The organism is Pseudomonas putida (assembly GCF_016406145.1).
Taxonomy (GTDB): Bacteria; Pseudomonadota; Gammaproteobacteria; order Pseudomonadales; family Pseudomonadaceae; genus Aquipseudomonas; species Aquipseudomonas putida_E.
In genome coordinates, this window is record NZ_CP066306.1 from 3,597,210 (window position 1) to 3,615,369 (window position 18,160).

General features: G+C 56.3%; 15 protein-coding genes and 2 pseudogenes. 2 read left to right on the plus strand and 15 right to left on the minus strand.

What is annotated here, in order from left to right; all coding sequences use genetic code 11:
* Positions 1–71: 71 nt before the first annotated feature.
* From JET17_RS16520 to tssB, 6 genes are read right to left on the minus strand one after another with little or no spacing between them, the layout of a single operon-like run.
* Positions 72–575: an Hcp family type VI secretion system effector gene (locus JET17_RS16520; protein WP_012315100.1), complete on the minus strand. Its 504-nt coding sequence runs from the start codon at positions 573–575 to the stop codon at positions 72–74.
* 16 nt (positions 576–591) lie between these two features.
* Positions 592–2,322: an OmpA family protein gene (locus JET17_RS16525; RefSeq protein WP_012315101.1), complete on the minus strand. Its 1,731-nt coding sequence runs from the start codon at positions 2,320–2,322 to the stop codon at positions 592–594.
* A gap of 5 nt (positions 2,323–2,327) precedes the next feature.
* The gene (gene tssL / locus JET17_RS16530; RefSeq protein ID WP_012315102.1) at positions 2,328–2,996 is read right to left on the minus strand and encodes a type VI secretion system protein TssL, short form; all 669 of its coding nucleotides are present in this window, start codon (positions 2,994–2,996) and stop codon (positions 2,328–2,330) included.
* 8 nt (positions 2,997–3,004) lie between these two features.
* Positions 3,005–4,360: a type VI secretion system baseplate subunit TssK gene (tssK, locus tag JET17_RS16535; RefSeq protein ID WP_012315103.1), complete on the minus strand. Its 1,356-nt coding sequence runs from the start codon at positions 4,358–4,360 to the stop codon at positions 3,005–3,007.
* A gap of 23 nt (positions 4,361–4,383) precedes the next feature.
* A complete protein-coding gene (gene tssC, locus JET17_RS16540) occupies positions 4,384–5,922 on the minus strand; it encodes a type VI secretion system contractile sheath large subunit (RefSeq protein ID WP_012315104.1) in 1,539 nt (512 codons plus the stop codon).
* Positions 5,923–5,956: 34 nt separating this feature from the next.
* Entirely contained in the window at positions 5,957–6,460 is a 504-nt protein-coding gene (tssB, locus tag JET17_RS16545; RefSeq protein ID WP_012315105.1) for a type VI secretion system contractile sheath small subunit, read from the minus strand.
* 556 nt (positions 6,461–7,016) lie between these two features.
* On the opposite strand from tssB, the pseudogene JET17_RS27315 reads away from it, so the two are divergent.
* Together JET17_RS27315 and JET17_RS16550 are read left to right on the plus strand one after the other, a co-directional pair.
* Positions 7,017–7,195 (plus strand): annotated as a pseudogene (locus JET17_RS27315) (helix-turn-helix domain-containing protein); the annotation flags it as partial.
* Between the two features lie 103 nt (positions 7,196–7,298).
* Positions 7,299–7,628 (plus strand): annotated as a pseudogene (locus tag JET17_RS16550) (ATP-binding protein); the annotation flags it as partial.
* Positions 7,629–8,570: 942 nt separating this feature from the next.
* Here JET17_RS16550 and JET17_RS16555 read toward each other — a convergent pair.
* The 9 genes from JET17_RS16555 to JET17_RS16590 all read right to left on the minus strand — a co-directional run bounded on the left by JET17_RS16555 (position 8,571) and on the right by JET17_RS16590 (position 17,955).
* On the minus strand, positions 8,571–8,939 hold the full coding sequence (locus JET17_RS16555; RefSeq protein WP_023047552.1) for a hypothetical protein: 369 nt from the start codon (positions 8,937–8,939) through the stop codon (positions 8,571–8,573).
* 289 nt (positions 8,940–9,228) lie between these two features.
* On the minus strand, positions 9,229–9,498 hold the full coding sequence (locus JET17_RS27320) for a hypothetical protein (RefSeq protein WP_012315107.1): 270 nt from the start codon (positions 9,496–9,498) through the stop codon (positions 9,229–9,231).
* Between the two features lie 1,146 nt (positions 9,499–10,644).
* Positions 10,645–11,874 (minus strand): CynX/NimT family MFS transporter, encoded by a 1,230-nt coding sequence (locus tag JET17_RS16560; RefSeq protein ID WP_012315109.1) that lies wholly within the window; start codon positions 11,872–11,874, stop codon positions 10,645–10,647.
* 81 nt (positions 11,875–11,955) lie between these two features.
* On the minus strand, positions 11,956–13,167 hold the full coding sequence (locus tag JET17_RS16565; protein ID WP_012315110.1) for a M24 family metallopeptidase: 1,212 nt from the start codon (positions 13,165–13,167) through the stop codon (positions 11,956–11,958).
* Positions 13,168–13,483: 316 nt separating this feature from the next.
* Entirely contained in the window at positions 13,484–13,876 is a 393-nt protein-coding gene (locus JET17_RS16570) for a hypothetical protein (RefSeq protein ID WP_012315111.1), read from the minus strand.
* A gap of 86 nt (positions 13,877–13,962) precedes the next feature.
* A complete protein-coding gene (locus tag JET17_RS16575; RefSeq protein WP_012315112.1) occupies positions 13,963–15,051 on the minus strand; it encodes an ABC transporter ATP-binding protein in 1,089 nt (362 codons plus the stop codon).
* 28 nt (positions 15,052–15,079) lie between these two features.
* Positions 15,080–15,889 (minus strand): ABC transporter permease, encoded by an 810-nt coding sequence (locus JET17_RS16580; RefSeq protein ID WP_012315113.1) that lies wholly within the window; start codon positions 15,887–15,889, stop codon positions 15,080–15,082.
* A complete protein-coding gene (locus JET17_RS16585; protein ID WP_012315114.1) occupies positions 15,886–16,803 on the minus strand; it encodes an ABC transporter permease in 918 nt (305 codons plus the stop codon). Before JET17_RS16585 ends, JET17_RS16580 begins: the two co-directional genes overlap by 4 nt.
* Positions 16,804–16,827: 24 nt before the next feature.
* Complete coding sequence (locus JET17_RS16590; protein ID WP_012315115.1) at positions 16,828–17,955, minus strand: polyamine ABC transporter substrate-binding protein; 1,128 nt, start codon at positions 17,953–17,955, stop codon at positions 16,828–16,830.
* Positions 17,956–18,160: the final 205 nt, after the last annotated feature.

Here is an 18,160-nt window from a genome sequence, read left to right on the forward strand (position 1 = left end):
GAACGCCCGCGCACGGACGCTCAACCCAAGACACTGGAGGCTGTCAACCAGCCAGGGCTGACAATCAGGATTTACCCTGCCGCAGCGGCGCTAGGGCGTTCATTCCAAGAGTCCGAATGGATGATGTTCCCATCCTTGAATGCCCAGGTGATCTTTTCGTAGCGCAGCTCGACCAATTCCAAGTGATTGTGCTTTTCTTTCGCTGGGTCTTTGACGTCGTGCATTTTTGGTGCAACTTTCACGACCTTGACGTTTTCCAATTTGGTGTTGAAATACTCCACCTCTTGCCCGGCATCATTGATTTTGTACCACTTGAATTCTGCTTCTTTCAGCGTCTGCCCCGTGGTCACGGCCTTGTAGAGATAAGGAGAGGACGCGTCTATTTCCTTGGTGAAAACAAAAGGCGTATGGATGCGCGTACCGGTTAATTTGCCGGTATTGTTATCGGTGGGGATATACAGGTCATGATCTTGACCGACCACTTCAACACTACCCTCACGACCCTTTACATCCACCGAGCCTTTGATATCGGCTCCGCCATCGTCTTTCAGCCACAGATAAACAGGAATAGCCATTTAGAAGTTCCTCATTTCAAGCGTTGGGAGTCGCGGAGTGCGACAGGGGTTGCAGTCCCGAAGCAGTAGTCGAGGACTGACAAGCCCCCGCCTCCGGCACCAGGCGAATTTCAACTCGGCGATTGGTCGACCGTCCTTGTTCCGTGTCATTGCTTGCAACGGGCTCACTCGCCCCCAAGCCTTGCACTGCGAAGCAGTTGTTGGGTATGTCACCCATGTGTTGAATCCAGTCGTGAACTGCTGCGGCGCGTGCTCGCGACAAGCGCAGGTTCTGTTCGTCACTGCCCGTCGCATCCGTATGGCCAGTGATCACAATCAACCAACCTGGCTGGGCCTTGATGCCCGCAAACGCATTCACCAAGAATTTGGTCGACTCTGGCTTCAACTGCGCGCTGCCACTGTTGAACAGTGACAAGCTGTCCAGGCGAACCGTGCGTGGCTTGTCAGGCACGCCTTGGGGCATCGCCGGAATACGATAGCCGCTGATCGCAGCCAGCAGTGAAGGCCGTAATCTTTCGCCTTGATACAGCCCGATACCGAGTGACCACGGCTCCCCCTGGCGGTAGTAGTGATCCAGGCGCTGCGCATCCTGGCGAAGCACCATCAGTGCCTCCTGGCGTTGCGATACTTTGTCCGAATCGGGGCTCAGCGAAGCCGTGCTGTAGCGTCGCAAATCATCGGTGACCTGACGGATCAAGAGCGTGTTCTGCCTCGCCGAACTAATCAGCGCAACGCAAGCCGTCAGTACGAACAACCAGATTCCAATCACCACAGCCTTGCTTCGCCGACTGTGTGGAGTACTGCCAGGCAACACATGGAGCAGTGCATCAGGAAAGGGTAACGACGCGTTTGTATGTTTAGACCCACTACCTGCGAAGGAAAGGCCAGTCCGCTCCTGTAGCCAACGGTGCCAGAGGTTGCCATCACGCGCGCCCTCAGACTTGGGGCAAAATGCAACCGCAACGGCGACCGCTGTTACGATCCCCTCGCGGGAATTACGTTTGCCAATTTCCGGCAAGCACGCTTGATTCAGCCAACCCACGGCAGCGCTCAACTGCACCGTGGTTCGTAATCGATCAGCCTGGTTCTCAGGTTCTGTGCCCCTGCGCTCCCATTCGGACAGCGTCAGGCACTCACCCGCCTCACGCGCTCGCACACTTGATGCTTCAGTTTCCCAGCTGAACCAGGGCGACACCCCAACTGCGCTAGGGAAGTAGCCCACAATCAGCAGCGGAAGCGGTCTACCTCGCTTGCGCAATATCGCAACCTGGTGGCACAAGCTTTGTATCTGGTTCGCAAGCACTGCGCCGTCAGTATGGGCACTGGGATTGACGAGCCACATGACACTGAGCTGCCCGTCCCACTCTGGCCGCTCCAGCAGCAGATCGGCCACGGTTGCGCACAACTTCAAGAGATCGGGCACTGGCACATAACACCCCTCCGCTGTTACCCGTGGCACCAACTGCTCAGCAGACGCGGCCTCAAACAGCTCAGCCAAGCAATCGCCGACCGCTAGAACGATAGGATGACGATACGAGCCAGCAGGCAGGCGGACACCGCTGCCCCACTGCAATGGTGTACGTTTCTTGGCAGCGCGCTGAGTCCGGCGCCAACCCAACACCAGCAAGGCAGTGACTACCAGAGTAGCGATGGCTTGAACCTCTACAGCCAGCGGCAACGTGGCAATCAACAACCAGGACAGCGCACCGGCCCATAGCCAAAGCCCCTGTTTGTGTACCTGCGCCATTGCGCTCATTCCTGCACCGGCAAGAGCGAGGCCACTGCCTCACCTAACGCGTGATCAAGCCCCCACCAAGCACCTACCAACAGAGCCGCTGCCATCACGATGTGAAGCAGAGGAGACCGCACCCAACCCCACATCGGCATCCGTGGGCCACTGCCTAACTGGACGACCAGCGACTGACTTGTATCCAGAGGCGGCACTTGCGCGGAGATGGCAGTCAACAACTGCTGCCGCTCCGGGTGGTTTGCTTCTCGGTAGCGCCCCAGGAATCCAAGCATCAGGACTCGATGAAATACTATGAGTACGCAAGGGTGCACAGAGGCTTCCTGCAGCGCAGAGCGCATATCTTCGTAGAGCGACTCCCCCGCCTGATGGCTGCTGAAAAACCTTGCCTGTAAGGTCTCCATCGCCCAATCCTCATGGGCACTGCCTTCGGCGCGGGCAAGTACTGTTTCGTCCAGAAGCGCACACTGCGCATGACTGATCAGATCGACGCTGCGGCGGTCCAGACCCTCCTGCTGAAGCATGGCTCGTACATGCTCGACATCAGCCACGCACCTTGACCACAGCTGCGGACTACTGTGCGCATCGGTACCGTGTCGCAACTCGACAACCAACAGATAGGTGTCCTGCAGCAACGCGTCGATGTCCACCTTGGCTGCGCTGTGCTTCTGCATCGCGCGACTCATGAGCGAAGCACCGCGAACAATTCGAGCTGGACATCCTGAAACACACTCGGGACATAGAGGGCACAGACCCCATCAGCCAGCATGGCGCGGCCCTTGGCATGGCTGAGGTCGAGCGCGAAGTACTGATTCTCCAGCCGCAGCGGTATCGCGGCGGGCACATGGCTCAAAGGTTTCAGTGGAACGCCATCGAGTGCCGCATTGACGAGATGGTCCACATCATCGGGGGAACCGATCTTGCACAGCCTTGGGAATTGGCTTTGAACTTGTACGGCTGGCAGCCGGCAACGGACCGACAAATAGAAGTCAGCACCTTCAGGCTCAAGCAGACGTGGATCGCTCAGAGAAACCTGCCAGCGGTTTGCGCTACGCGCCTCCAGGATCAGCGCCAGCACGCGGGACGGCAGGCTCGCCTCCAGCAATGTGGATAGGGTACGCATCAAGGGCGGGAAAACCGCCTCAAGGTCCGCGTGCTGGTAGGCGGGTATGTCCTCTATGTGCTGGTCTAACGAGAAGGTCAGCAGGCCACCTGCAAGCTTCACCAACTGTTGATATACCTGCTCCGGATGGCGAGCAGGCTGCGCTTTTAGGTCTGCCAACACCGGCTGATAGGTGTTCAGTGCGTTGAGCAACCAGAACAACGTGACATCTGCAACAGCGAAATCCGCCATTCGCTGGTTGCTCTCCCGGCGCATTCCCATCAAACGCTCACGCTTGGCGGACAGCTGGGTGAGCAGGTTGTCGAGTTGAAGCAACAACCCAGCATGAGCATCAAACTTCAGCAACGGCGGGATGTAGGTATCATCAATGGCCCACCCATCCTTGCCATCACGCAGCAAACGACCCACCGGGCAGGTCAGATAATCCGCATTATCGTCATCAGCCAGACGCAAGCTCAGCGCATGTTCGAGCACGCTGATTGACTGTATTTCACTGGTGTAGAGATCCTTGGTATCACGCCATACCTGGTGATATCTGACGGGCCGCTCAGCGCTGCCACCCTCAAACAGGCAGTTGTTACCATTGGCCTGTTCCAGTGGCAAAGCGATCACAACCGTTGCCGTCTGGATATCTCCGGGCAATACCCGAGAGAGTTCCAGGGCTCTGGGTAGTCGATCCAGCCGATCGGTGTCGATCAAAGTACCGTCTGGTAGGCACAACTGAAGCCGAGTGGCCATCAGCTTACCCAACCTCAGCGCATCTGCATCAAACGCCACACTTCGGATGCCCCAAGGGTGGACCAAGCCCAGTGAGGCAATACTCTGGTTGGTCCACGATTCAAAGCGGGCCTGCTGTTGAAACTGCTGCGCAGACAACACCACTCCGGACGCCCATAAAGGCCGGTCGATTTTCACGACATACACTCCTGCGACCGCAATCAAGATTTTGCTTTGGGCATCTGCGAAACCAATGAGAGGTTGATGTCCATACCTTCAACCTGGAAATGCGGCACAGCGAACAACTTGACCCTGAAGAAGCCCGGGTTGTCATCAATGTCCTCGACAACCACTTTTGCCTCTCTCAGCGGGTGGGAAGCTTGCAAGTCATCTCCCGGATCGGTCATCTCGGTGACCAGGCCACTGACCCATCTATTGAGCTCCAACTCCAACAGGCGACGGTCTTTAGTTGTACCGATATTCTCCCGCTGGATAACTTTCAAATAATGTGCAATGCGAGAAAGCAGGAACACATAGGGCAACCTCGAATTGATACGACTATTTGCCGTGGCCTCCGCCGTGTCATAGATTGCCGGCTTGTGCGCTGAGTTGGCCGAGAAGAAACATGCGTAGTCACGATTCTTGTAATACGAGAGCGGAATCAAGCCCAAATTGGCAAATTCAAACTCTCGGGTCTCCGGAATCATAACTTCCGAGGGGATCTTGACTTGACTACCCGTCCCCATGTCGTACAAATGAATCGGCAGGTCGGTAACCGCGCCACCCGACTGTGGCCCTCGAATCTGCACGCACCATCCATTGGCAATAAAGCTCTTAACCATGTTCGCCGCGAACGCGAATGTCGAGCTTACCCATAAATACTTGCTGTGATCCGGCCCCTTGACTCGCTCCACATAGTTGAAAGATCGCACAGGGTTCGTATCAGGCCCATAAGGCAAGCGCCCTAATGTGCGGGGTGTTATCCCGCCCGCATAACGAGCATCGTCAGTTTGCCTGAAGCCGTGCCACTTAATATACTCCGCACGATCCATGTAGTTACCGATATCCTTGATCGCGGACACTTCCTCCATGGTGTTTTTTCCGAAGAAGGCCGGACCAACCGAGTACAAAAACGGCATATGGGATGCAGCCGCCACTTTCGAAACATTGCGCAACAATGCGATATCTTGCGCCCCTCGCCCAAACTCATAATTCGAAACTGCCGCCGCGATAGGCTCACCACCAGGCGTATCGTATTCCTGGGTATAGGTATGCAGATACAAACCGCTTTGCGCGATCTCCGGCGCGTCTTCAAAGTCCTGCGCCAGATGCTCCTTACTGATATCGAGCAGCTCAATTCGGACGTTTTGACGGAAATCCGTTTGGTCAATCAACGACTTCGCGCCGCGCCAGATTGATTCGACCCGTTGAAAATCCGGGTGATGCATGACCGCGTCCAGCTGGCTGCTGATCTGAGCGTCAATCGAGGCGATGTGCTCATCCAGTAGAGCCCTGTCGAGCCTTTCCACCTTCGGAGAGACTTGTTTGAGACGGTCCAGAAAAACGCTCACCGAAGCAGTAACGCGCTCATTAGCTGTCGCTTCTGACAACGCATCGATACTTTGGAACACCTCAATGCCACCCATCTGTTCAAGCGGCTCAAGGTTTATTCTTTCAAACAGCGCGTGATAGACGCTCTGGTTTTCTTCCACCTGCACGGTGGCGCCACGCGATTGCGCAGAAGATTGATCTTCGGACATATATTAGATTCCAGTCTGTCGAGATGATGGTTTTCTAGCGCTCGCTTGGCGGTGCAAGGGCAGCAAGTTCCTTACGCAACTCGTCACTCAGTGCTTCATCTTTAAGTATCCGCTCCAATTCAGCACGGAACGTTGCGTTATCCAGAAGATTGGCCTTCAATTCGCGCAGCAAATTTCGCATCGCCAATAGTGCACGCAACTGAGGAATCTGCAGAGCAACCTGTTCTGGCTCGAAGTCCTTCATGCGCTGAAAGCTCAGTTCGACCGGTGTTTCCCCACCCTCGCCCGACAGCGTATCGTCAACAATGACCTTGAGACTCGGAGAGAGATCGGACAGCACGCTGTCAAAATTATTCTTGTTGATATTTACCTTCGGCCGCTCTGACAGTTGGCGCTTTTCCTTCCCGTTGCTGTAGTCTCCCATCAGAATGAGTTTAAGGGGAAGTTCCACCTTGCGCTGGGCGCCACCTGTATGCAGATCAAGCTTGATATTGACACGTGCCTTCGGCACTTCATTCTGAAAGCTATTTGAAGCCATACCACCTCCTGCGAACCGGGATTCCTAGCGAGAACCAACGCCCAAATGAGCGCCACCGAACCCCCAACAAAATCAATTAAGACCAGTCGAACCATTGCGTACGACTGCTTGGGCGGAAGCGCTACCCGGAAGTGCCTCCCCGATAACCATGGCGCATATTTTCGCGCCGCGCCACCCCCTTTCTAAAATAAGGAAGCGTCCTACAAGACATACCTAAGATGACAACAAATGTTCGAAGCAGCACACCAGAGCGCCAATATTGATGCATTTAATAAGAGCAACCCGACCGTCATCGACGCATTGACCCAGATCAACAAAAACAACCACAGACGAAATAATGATCAACATGCATAAAATGCAAGTTATTTCCACCAAGCCACACCAGAACAGAAAATTCTTACAAGCTCAAAAGCGCCACCCCAAACCAAAGCCGCAAATAGCAAACATGTACTAGCGTCGTGAGCGGTTAGTTAATTTTCTAACGAATATTGATATACTGCCTGCCTTCATACCTCGCCTGGTTTCTCGGATGCCCCGACCCATCGCTTCCTTTTAACTGCAACCTGCTGACGCCATTACGCTTCAACATTGGTTACGCAGGAGGATGCTGGAGCGAAGCCTCGGGCAACGGGCGCGGATACTTCTTTTACTCGCTGAAGGGGTGACCTCAAGGCCATCTGTGAGCAGTTAGAGATCACTTCAACCACAGTGTTCAAGTGGCGAAAACGCTACCTTTGAATCGACGGCTGTTTCCACCGGCAGCGCCAGTGCCGACCGATCAGCGACCGATGCCTGAATGAGCATGGGTACACACCGGATTGCGTCGCCCTGGGGCCAGGGCCTTGCCCGCAGCGACGGTCGCTTCGCCAAATTGATGGCCGGATACGCCAAGACTGACCTGCTGATCCTGGACGACTGGGGCTTGGCACCGTTTACCGCAGCGCAACGTCGCGACATGCTCGAACTGCTGGACGACCGCTACGGCAACCGCTCGACGCTGGTCACCAGCCAGATGCCGGTGGACAAATGGCATGCGTTGATCGGCGATCCGACCTTGGGCGATGCGATCCTCGACCGGCTGGTGCAAAACGCTTATCGGATCGAACTGAAGGGCGAATCGATGCGCAGGCGCGCAACGAAATTGACGGCGGCAGCGGCTTCAGACTAACAATTCAAACCTGCGTCGCTGCGCTCCGACTGCCTGTCCGAGTGAGCGTGGAATGAGCGTCCAAATGATCGTGGGCTGGGTGTCCAAGTGTCGTGGAATCCGCATGCAGATGCCGACCGAGCCGCGCACCGTGCGCTAGGCCGTTAAGCCTTCTTCGCCTGGGCGGGCGCTGTCGCCGGCACGCAGGTAACCTGCCAAATCGCAGGCACAAAAAAAAAGAGGCCCTTAGGCCTCTTTTTTGTGATCCCAGCGACGCACTGGGGATCGAATTTGGAGCGGGAAACGAGACTCACATCCGCCTTCCGAGCCGTTGAAAATTAAGGCTTTTCAGCAATCCCTGAAACAGAGATAGCCTTGATTCTGGACTCATTCTCTGCGGTAGGCAAGCCCCCTGCTCTCGCCGCAGTGCTTGGCGCGATACATTCGGCTATGCCTCAGCACGTTTGCTCGTGGGCTCCATCGTGAGCGCGTTTGTTGATGAACTCGGTTTCACGTTCGGTAGTTTCAGCGAGAGGCTTAGACGCTTGCTGGACATCGCACCTTCCACTTACGCCTGCGTCTGCCTCGTCAAGTGAACCAAGCTGGCTGATAAAGGTGCGAAGTAAAAAAAAGGGCCAATAAAAAATGGCCCTTACTTTGCGACCAACAAAGCGAAGACGGTTACTGCGATTTAGGCTCGGGCTAATGGGTCAGCGTCCGCACCGGCGATCACACCAGAATCATGCAGACGCGCAATTTCGATTCCTGACAGGCCTAGGACATCGTGCAGTACCTCATCGGTATGAGTACCCAGCAACGGAGCAGGCGAACCAAGCCCTGGAGCAATCCCTTCAAATCTGGCTGCAATTTTAGCGTTTATGTGGCAACCGACGCCCTGAGTGTTGAGGGTTTCGAATATAGGATTGTGGAGCCCAACGCGAGGATCGTCATCGAGCAATTGCTTCACACTCGAATACTTGCCCCATGACACTTGGAACTGATCGAGCCGCTCTGCAACACTGTTAATGAGCGACTGCGGAACCAGGGCTCCTGCAGGCCGACGATAGCGTTTCTTCCTTCATAGCGCTGTATTTCATCACTGAAATCAAGGCGATGCTGAGCCTCAAACTGAACAATCTGAAGTTCAAGGTCGCAGCATGCAACGAGCGAGCGCCACTGTGATGCGGTTATAGCAGCGACCATGAGACGCTGACCATCAGCGGTTTCAAAGTCCCGTCCAAACGCGCCATAGATGTGATTATCTACCGGGGCCCGATCACGATTAAGTACATCAGCTTCAGCCGAATTTCCCGCCATCATTTCACTGATCACCGGGAGCTTTCCTGCTCTTAAAGTGAGCAGAAGCAGTTGAACACCTGGGTCAGTTTTCGTTCAACGGCAACACTATTTGGTCCGCTGCCGCGGGGCCGGATAGCTCAGCTGCATATGTGTGATCGATCAGCGCTAAGCCCACATTTCTTCCTATTCGATGTACCCGAGGTGTTTTCACATAGCCTGGATCCTCTGCAGGCAGTCAGGATTCGACGAAGATGGTGGTCGCTAAAGTCCGTGAGTAAAGGCCACCTGCGGCGCGGGAGGCCTATGCAACATGCTTCACATTTTATTTCTGATCGGCAGCAAGGCGTCTTGCACACCCCACTCCCCAAGCCAATGCCCGAGTCATAGATTCGCCCGGTCGAGATAAGAATACCTCTTCATAAAGCGCCATCCCGCAGTGTGCATACACGCCAATGAACATCTGCGTCTGGCCAGTTCGGGCAAGCCTGACCTGGACATCAATCGAGGTACCGTCATTCAGCTCCTCGTCATGACTCCGGTGATGAAGCGCTGGATCGGCCCAAGCCCAAAAAACCTCACCGCGTATCCGCATGCCGCTCTCCTGCGATTTTAGTTTTCTAGTCTAACAACATAGCGCGGGGTGGTAAGATTTCAACTCTCAAGGAGATTGTCGGCTCTCATTTAGACCGTCGGCAGGAAAACCCACAAAACTACTCCTACGAAGAAGCTGGAAATGCCGTGGCAGCTGTGGCAGCACCAGGTTATAAATGCCTAATCCGGATGAAGAGAGTATAATCGCTTCGACTGTCGTTCCCCTCTTCAGTTAACTCCACCTCCATCCAGACACCATCTTTCGCGACGTTTCCCGACACAATGAATAGTCCGGGACCAAGTCCCGCCACAGATCCCCTTTTCTCGGCTGAATAGTGTGAGTATCGCCGCTTCAGCTCGAAGATGTATGATAGCGCCTGGGGGACAGGCTCACCCGAATTGCGAACACTGATCCGTGGAATCCCACACCTTACCCACCGTAACCTTGATTGAGGCCGTTGAATCAACATAGAGCAGGGCATTACTTATCAGGCTGGTGAACAACTGAGATATGCGGTCAGAGTCGAATTGACCGGTGATTCGCACCTGTTTATTCAGAAAGATCTTCGCTTGCGAAACCGCAGTGTTTAGCTCAGCAACAATATCGCGGCAAATCGAGTTCAACTCCACCTTCCGCAAGTCAACTGAATGCCTGTTCCCAGCTTGCAACGGGCCAGATCAAGTAGATCATTGATCAGGAAGTTACTCCAGCGTGCGCTGTGACAACTGATCCATACCCCGTAATTGATTTTACAAGTGATTCGTCAATCGCTTCGTTGAACCGAATCATGTTCTGGATGGGATCGGCCTCTTCGAGCATTTTGTGGGTCAGCCAGAGCGACAATATGCTTTTACGCAGCGCCCGATATCGCGCCGAGGTACCGTTTGCACACCGCAAACACTATGATCGGTACGTCCATCAAGAAGCCCCCGCACTCTTGGAGCATTTCGCCGCCCACTCACTCGTCGGTCCGGCCTGTCGGCTCTCTGCGCACGGATGCCATTACCTGGCTGAAAGAAATCCTCAGCGGTGTCGGCGCAGCTCCATCTTTCCTGGATTATATGCCAAGCGGATCTGTACCGCTTCGTCTATTGCTTCATGTTCCCAGCGCCCCGATGACTAGGTGTTAGTTTCAAAATAGCGCTATTAGCGAGCGGCTACGAGCCGGTGTCGACCTGAGGTATACCCGAAATACAGCATCGCTACGCCTACCACGCTAAGAAATATCTCAATGTGCGCATAGCCAATGGCCGGCCTGTAAAGTACCCCGACCAGCAGCGGCCCGAGTGCGCCCAGGCCGTAACCGACGCCTTGCACCATGCTCGAAAGCTCTGCCGCGACCTGTGCATTTGCCGAGCGCAGCACAATCATGGTGATGGCGATGGAAGTCAGGGCGCCCTGCCCGATGCCTTGTACCCCAGCCCATAGCCATACAGTGCCGAGCGGCGCGGACAGGCATCCAAGGAAACCGACCGTGGTGAGCACCACCACAACCACATTGAACCAGGATTGATTCGGCAAGCGTGTGGCTATCAGCGGCCCGAGCAGGCAAGCGACAATTTGCAGCAGGATCGAACTGGAGACGACGACGCTGGACTGCAGCGGCGTCATCCCCCGGCCATTCAGAAACGGGGCCAACCAGCCGAGCACGGTGAACGAATACATCGACTGCAGCACCATGAACAGCGTAAGTTGCCAGGCTAGCGCGCAACGCCACACCCCTAGTACGCGCGGCGCAGCCTTGGGTGCCAGCGCCCTGCCCTTGGGCAGTTGGAAAATCCAGCAGGCACAGGCTGCCGCTGCGGGCACTGACCACAGCGCCAACGCCGTTGTCCAGCCACCGCCCAAGGTGCTTTGCAGCGCCAGGGTGAACCCTGCGGCAGTCGCCGCACCGCTCAACAGCGCCATGGAGTAGAGGCCGGCCATCAGCCCGGTGATATTGGCGAAGTCACGTTTGATAAGCCCAGGCAGCAATACGTTGATGACGGCGATGGCACTGCCGATAACGATCGAACCGACCACCAGGCCGCTGACGTTCCCAGCGCCACGTATCAATAGTCCCACGGACAACGCCGCCATCAATACCAATATCGTGCGTTCTGTGCCCATTTTGCGGGCAAGCCAGGGCGCCACGGGCGCGAACAACCCCAGGCAGAGTACCGGCAGCGTGGTAATTGCACTGGCGGCGGCAGGCGGCAGGCCCAATTTGCTTGATATATCGGCAAGCACAGCCGCAAGGCTTGGGTATGCAGTGCGCAGGTTGAAGGCTACGAAAATAATGCTGCAGGCGAAATAAAAAAGCCGCGAGCCCTTGGCAATTGCGCCAGGTTGCGGCAGCTCCTGTTCATTGCGAGCGTGCGCTGCTGTGTGCTCCACGCGTGTCCTCCTTGAACCTTGGGCAATGACAAAGCCATGCAGATAAAAAAAGCCGCACAGTTTCCTGTACGGCGTGCTCGCTTACTTCTTGATGATGTTGTGTTCCGGGCCGTATGGGAACTTGGTGATGTTTTCAGCGCCGTTTTCGTTGACGATCAGAATGTCATGTTCGCGGTAGCCACCGGCACCCGGCAGGCCTTCGGGCAGCATGATCATCGGCTCGATGGACACGACCATGCCAGGTTCCAGCACGGTGTCGATGTCTTCGCGCAGCTCAAGGCCCGCTTCACGACCGTAGTAATGGCTCAGGGTGCCGAACGAATGGCCGTAACCGAAGGTGCGGTATTGCAGCAGGTCGTGCTCGAGGAAAATCTCGTTCAACTGATGGGCGATATCGCTGCAGCGCATGCCAGGCTTGATCAGCTTCAGGCCGGCCTCGTGGACCTTGACGTTTACCTCCCACAGGCGCAGGTGCTCATCGGAGCAATGGTCGAGGAACAGTGTGCGCTCCAGCGCGGTGTAGTAACCGGCGATCATCGGGAAGCAGTTGAGGCTCAGAATGTCGCCCTTGTTGACCTTGCGCGAGGTGACCGGGTTGTGCGCGCCATCGGTGTTGATACCGGATTGGAACCAGGTCCAGGTGTCCATCAGTTCGGCATCGGGGAAGGTGCGGGCAATTTCACGGACCATGGCCTGGGTGGCGTGCAGCGCCACTTCGTACTCAGGCACCTGGTCTCGCAAGGCCTCGACCACCGCAGCACCACCAATATCGGCAACCCGGGCGCCGTGACGAATGATGGCGTGTTCTTCAGCCGACTTGATCATGCGCATACGCATGCACGGCGCGGCAACGTCCACCAGCTCGGCCTGCGGATAGCGGCTGGCCAATTTGTCGCGGTTGACCAAGTTGAGGTGATCGAACTCGATACCGATACGTCCGGCCTTGGGCAAGGCTTGTTGAATCGCGACAAAATAGTTATCGCGCTGCCAGTCGGTGTAGATGATGTTTTCGGTGCCCACGGTACGTCGCCATGGCTGGCCACCGTCGATGTTGGCACTGATCGACACCACGGCATCCTGAGTCACCACTAGGGCATAAGGACGGCCGAACGAGCAATACAGGAAATCGCTGTAGTAGTTGATGTTGTGATACGACGTGAAGACGGCGGCATCGATATTGTTCTGGGCCAGGTAGCTGCGCAACTTGGATTGACGGTTGGCGTATTCCTGGTGCGAGAACGTCGGCTTAACTTTTTCGCCGTTGTGAATCTGTATTGTTTTCGGCATTTGCATGTCTTCAGTCCTTGGTAGGTGATCAGTAGAGAGGCCCTGTTGTCGGTGCCACTGGAGATCATTCGAACAGATAAACGGGGGGCTTTTTTGTGCGAATCCGACCCCTAGATGATCAGATCCGCCTTGCTGTAAATACCGCTCTGGAAAGGACAATATTGCCCGCAACGGCCGTTCAGGCCTCGCTGCAGAAAGCAGATGCAGAGGCTATCGATGAGGTAAAATGAAGGAGAGGAAACGTGCAATGCCGCGCCCATTGCAGGTGCGGATCAAGATAATGCTCGAGGCAGGTTCATCTCTGGTAGCGGGCGAGCACGCGCTACGGGCTCAACCGGGCGATTCCGATCAGCTCGGTCAATTCGCCCACATCGAGCGTGCGGCAAGTAGGTTTGGTCAGCAGCGCCAGCGACTCCCGCACGCTGTCATCGGTACACAACTGCAACTCACTGCCTAGGCACAGAATCAGCACATCCAGAGGCTTGGCCTGGCTTAGTTGTACGGTAGCCATCACGATACCATTGTTGGCCTTCAGCGGCTGGCCCTGAAGGCTCAGTATCTGCCATTCGCAGACCACGCAGCGGGCCACGTCGTTGGCTTGGCGCAAGGGTTCCAGCGCAGCGGCCAAGGCGTAGAAATCGAACCCTTCGGCCAGCAGGAAGCCAATACGCACGGCGCTGGCCAGGTTTTCGCTGGTTTCAGTCAATTGCTGCATGTACTGCCTCCTTCGGGTCAACTGGGCGTGGGTACATCTACCATTGTCCACGCCACCGCCCCTGCAGAGATGTCAGATATCGACCTCTAATTGCCACGTAAAATCAGCGCCCGCGCGTCGTCCCACCCGGCATGCACCGTCTGCCCACCCTTGAGCCCAAGCAAGTCGTAATCCGCGTGCAGCCTCTGCACTTGCAGTTCCAGCCCGTTGGCGGTTTCCAGGTAGACGTTGACCATCGAACCGATGAACTCCTCTCCCACCACGGTACACTCCAGGCGGCTGGTGCTGGTCGGTTGTACGGCCAGGTTGATATGCTCGGCACTGATGCACAGGGTGACCTCTTCACCTACCTCGACAGGTCGGTCTTCGGGCAAGCGCGCCAGAAAGCGGCCATGCGCCGAGTTCAGTTGCACCAGCCCGGTGTCGTCGAGGCCAAGCACGACGCCGTCAAACATGTTCTTGCCGCCGACGAACTCAGCGACAAAACGGTTGTGCGGTTCGAAGAAAATAGCCTTGGGCGTGCCAATCTGCTCGACCCGGCCACGGCTCATGATCACCACGCGGTCAGCCATGGCGAAGGCTTCTGATTGGCTGTGAGTGACATAGACGAAGGTGATGCCAAGGTCCTTCTGCAACCCAGTCAACACCGCCTGCATGCGCACGCTCAGGTGCGCATCGAGGGCACTGAGCGGTTCGTCCAGCAGCAGTATCGGGGGCTCGGTAACCAGTGAACGCGCCAGCGCCACCCGCTGCCGTTGCCCGCCAGAAAGCATGCTGATATCACGCTTGGCAAACTCGCCCAAGTCCAGGCGCTCTAGCCATTGCAGGGCTTTTTTGCGCCGTTCGGCTTTGCCCATGCCGCGCATGCGCAAACCGAACTCAACGTTTTCAAGCACGGTCAGAAAGGGGAACAGCGCCAGGTTCTGCCACACCAGTGGGGTGTCCCTTTGCCAGGAATACAGGTCGTTGATGCGCTCGCCGTTCAAGCGAATTTCGCCGCTGCTGGGCTTGTCGAGCCCGGCAAGCATGCGCAGCGTGGTGGTTTTACCACAGCCACTGGAACCCATGATCGCAACGAACTCGCCCTTGTGGATTTCCAGGTTCATCGGTTCGACAGCGACGTAACTGCCAAAGTTTTTGGCTACGTTATCGAATACCACTAACGGTTGAGTCATGGCGAGCTCCTGCGTCGGCATTGGATGTTCAGCTGTTTTTGCCGTATGCCGGTTTCTTCTGCCGGCGCATGAGCAAAACCTGGGCAACGATCGTCAGCGTAATCGTGGTCATGAAAACGATCGTGCCTATCGCATTGATGGTCGGGCTGACCTGCCCTTGCAAGGTATTGAGGATGCGTACCGGGACTGTCTCGTTAAGCCCCGAGACGAACCAGGCCACCGCGAACTCGTCGAACGACACGGCCATGGTCACGAACAGTGCGGCGAAAATGCTCGGGGCGGTGAACGGCAGGATCACGTAGCGCATGGCCTGCCATTGGCTGGCACCCAGGTTCCAGGCAGCGGCCTCCAGCTGCGGCTCCATCTGCGCCAGGCGCATGCGAATCACCGCCATGGCGAAGGGTGAGCACATGACGATGTGGCAGATCATGACGGCATACAGCTCGCCGGACAGGCCGATTCGCGACAAGAACGCGAGCATCGCCAGGCCCAGAATCACTACCGGAATGGTCGGTGGCAGCAGTGCCAATGCCATGTACACCGACTTGCCAAAAAAGTGATAACGAAAGTCGGTGTAGGCTGCAGTGAAGCCCAACAGCGTGGAAACCAGCGATACCACCACACCAACCACCAGGCTGTTGTTGAAGGCTTGCCAGACTTGCGGGTCGGCGGCAATCGCCTCGTACCAGCGCAAACTGAAGCCACCCAAGGGCAAGGAAGGAAAGCGGTCGACGTCGAAGGAAAACACGAAGCTGCCAATGATTGGCGTGAGGATGAACAAGAACACCAGCACTACGAAGCTGCGCAGCATGAAATTGATGACTCGATGTTCGTTCATGCGCGCCTCCTGTAGGCGTAGCGAACCATCAGGAACGCTGTCGCCAGCAAAGTCACGATCATCGTTGTGGCAATAACCGCAGCGCGTGGCCATTGCTGCCCCGATTTGGTCGTGTCGGTAATCAAGGTGCTCAAGGTTGGTGGTTGGCCACCCCCCAGATACAGCGGGCTGACAAAGTCACCGAAGGTCATGATGAAACAGAACAGCGCGGCGATGACGATGCCGACCCGCGTCGACGGTAGCACTACCCCAAATACCGTGCGCAAGCGGCCCGCGCGCAAGTTGTGCGCAGCTTCGATCAGCGTGCGGTCGATGTACATGAGGCTGAACAACTGCAGCAACACCACCAGCGGCAGGCACAGGGTGAAGTAACCCACATAGCTGCCAAAGGTGGTATTGAGCATGGGCAACGGGCCAACCCCCAGCAACGCCAGGGCGCTATTGAGCAGCCCTTGGTCACTGAGAAAGACTTGCCAGGAATAGGTGCGCACCAGGTAACTGGTAAAAAATGGCGTGATCAACATCAGCACCAACCATTGCCGGGTTGATTCGCGGAACTTGAAGGCAATGGTATAAGCGCACGGAAAAGCCACGGCACTAATCAGCACACTGGCGCCCGCCGCCATCGCCCAGGTGTGCAAGTACGCATCCCAGAAGTACTCGCGGCTGAACAGGTACTTCCAGTTCAGCCACTCGAACGCAGGGACCATGCGAAAGTTGCGCACCAGCCAAAAGCTGATGGTCAGCAGAAACAATAAGGGCGCTACAAAAAACAGCAGTTGCCAGACCAGTATCGGCAGAGACAGGCTCAGCCCATACCCCGGCAGGCGCCAGGTGCGCTTGCCGAACTGCCCACGCGTGCGTGCAGGCTCCTCACTGGCGGGCAGTGGGGGCGATAGCTTGTTCGAAATCATTACGCCGCTCCTCGGTAAGCGCCATCAAGCGCCCTTGTATTGCGACCAGAAGTCGTTCCAGTCCTCCAGGCTCTGCTGCACGGGGAGCGCGCGATACTGAATACGCCCCTCGCGGATGTCATCCATGACATTGCGCTGGCCCAGTACCATGCCTTGGCGTTTGGCTTCGGCAAGGTCGGTAGTGTTTAGCAACTCCCAGCCGCGCTTGTTGGGAATCAGCGCCGGGTAAGCCTCCATCTTCGCCGACTTCACCTGGCCTTCAGGAGAGGTGATGTATTGAATGAACTTCTTCGCAAGTTCCGGGCTGCGGGCTTTCTTGGCGATGCAATACGACTCGGTCCATTGCAGGCCGCCCTCCTCGGGTATCACTGTTTTTACCGGTGCCCCGGCACGCTGCAAGACCCCGGTAATCCAGTCACCAATGCCACACATCGCGTGGATCTGGCCGTTTTTCAGGGAGGAGAAGGTACTGCCATAATCGAAGAACCCGGCCACCTGCCCGCGTAGGCTCATGGTTTTCTCCTGGAGCCTCTTCCAGTGCGCCGCGTCGATGTCGTAGGGCAGCCTGTTGCCATTGAGCAAGCTGATCTGCCCCAGGTTCGGCAGGTGCCAGTCGAAGTGACCGACCTTGCCCTTGAGGCTGTCGTCCCAGAACACTTGGTAGCTTTTCGCCTTGGACTCCGGCAGCAGCTGGGTATTGAAGGCGATGCCGAGAAAGCCGAAGCGGACCATGACCGAGTACAATTCATCGCCCTGCCAGTGCCCTGGAAAGTGCTGAAACTCTGGGTAGAAGTCATCGAAAGGATAATCGGCAGGGTCCAGTCGCTCGATATAGTCGGCGGCGTTGAGTTGTTGCACATACTCGGCATCCGACAGGATCAGGTCGAAGGTGCCCGGTGGTGACTGCGAAATGAGCCCCAGCATGTTATCGCCGCCGGTGTAGTACTTGGCCCGCACCTTGACCCCATGCTCGCGCTCGAAATCCGCGACGATGTCGGGCGCGGCGTGGCCTGCCCACGCCAGTATCACCAGTTCTTTTTCGGCCGCGGCAAAGGTTCTGCTCGGCAGTACCCCGGAAAGCGCCGCGACACCGGCCAGAATGCTGCTGCTCTTGATAAAGGTGCGGCGTGAAAGATCGGCGCGATACGTCATGGAGATACCCTCGGTAATCAAAAGTGCTTTGGCCCAGCCGAGCTTTCGCCCCGCTTTCCCAAGGTTTTCACCGCCTGTGTGATTACCGATTGCAGCAGATTGCCACTAGGGCAAGTTGTATTTTTCCGACCTGTATTTTGTCAAATTCGCCCCCTCTCAGACCGACCCACCTGAATCGCAGGTCCGTCAGAATTTGTCAAATTCA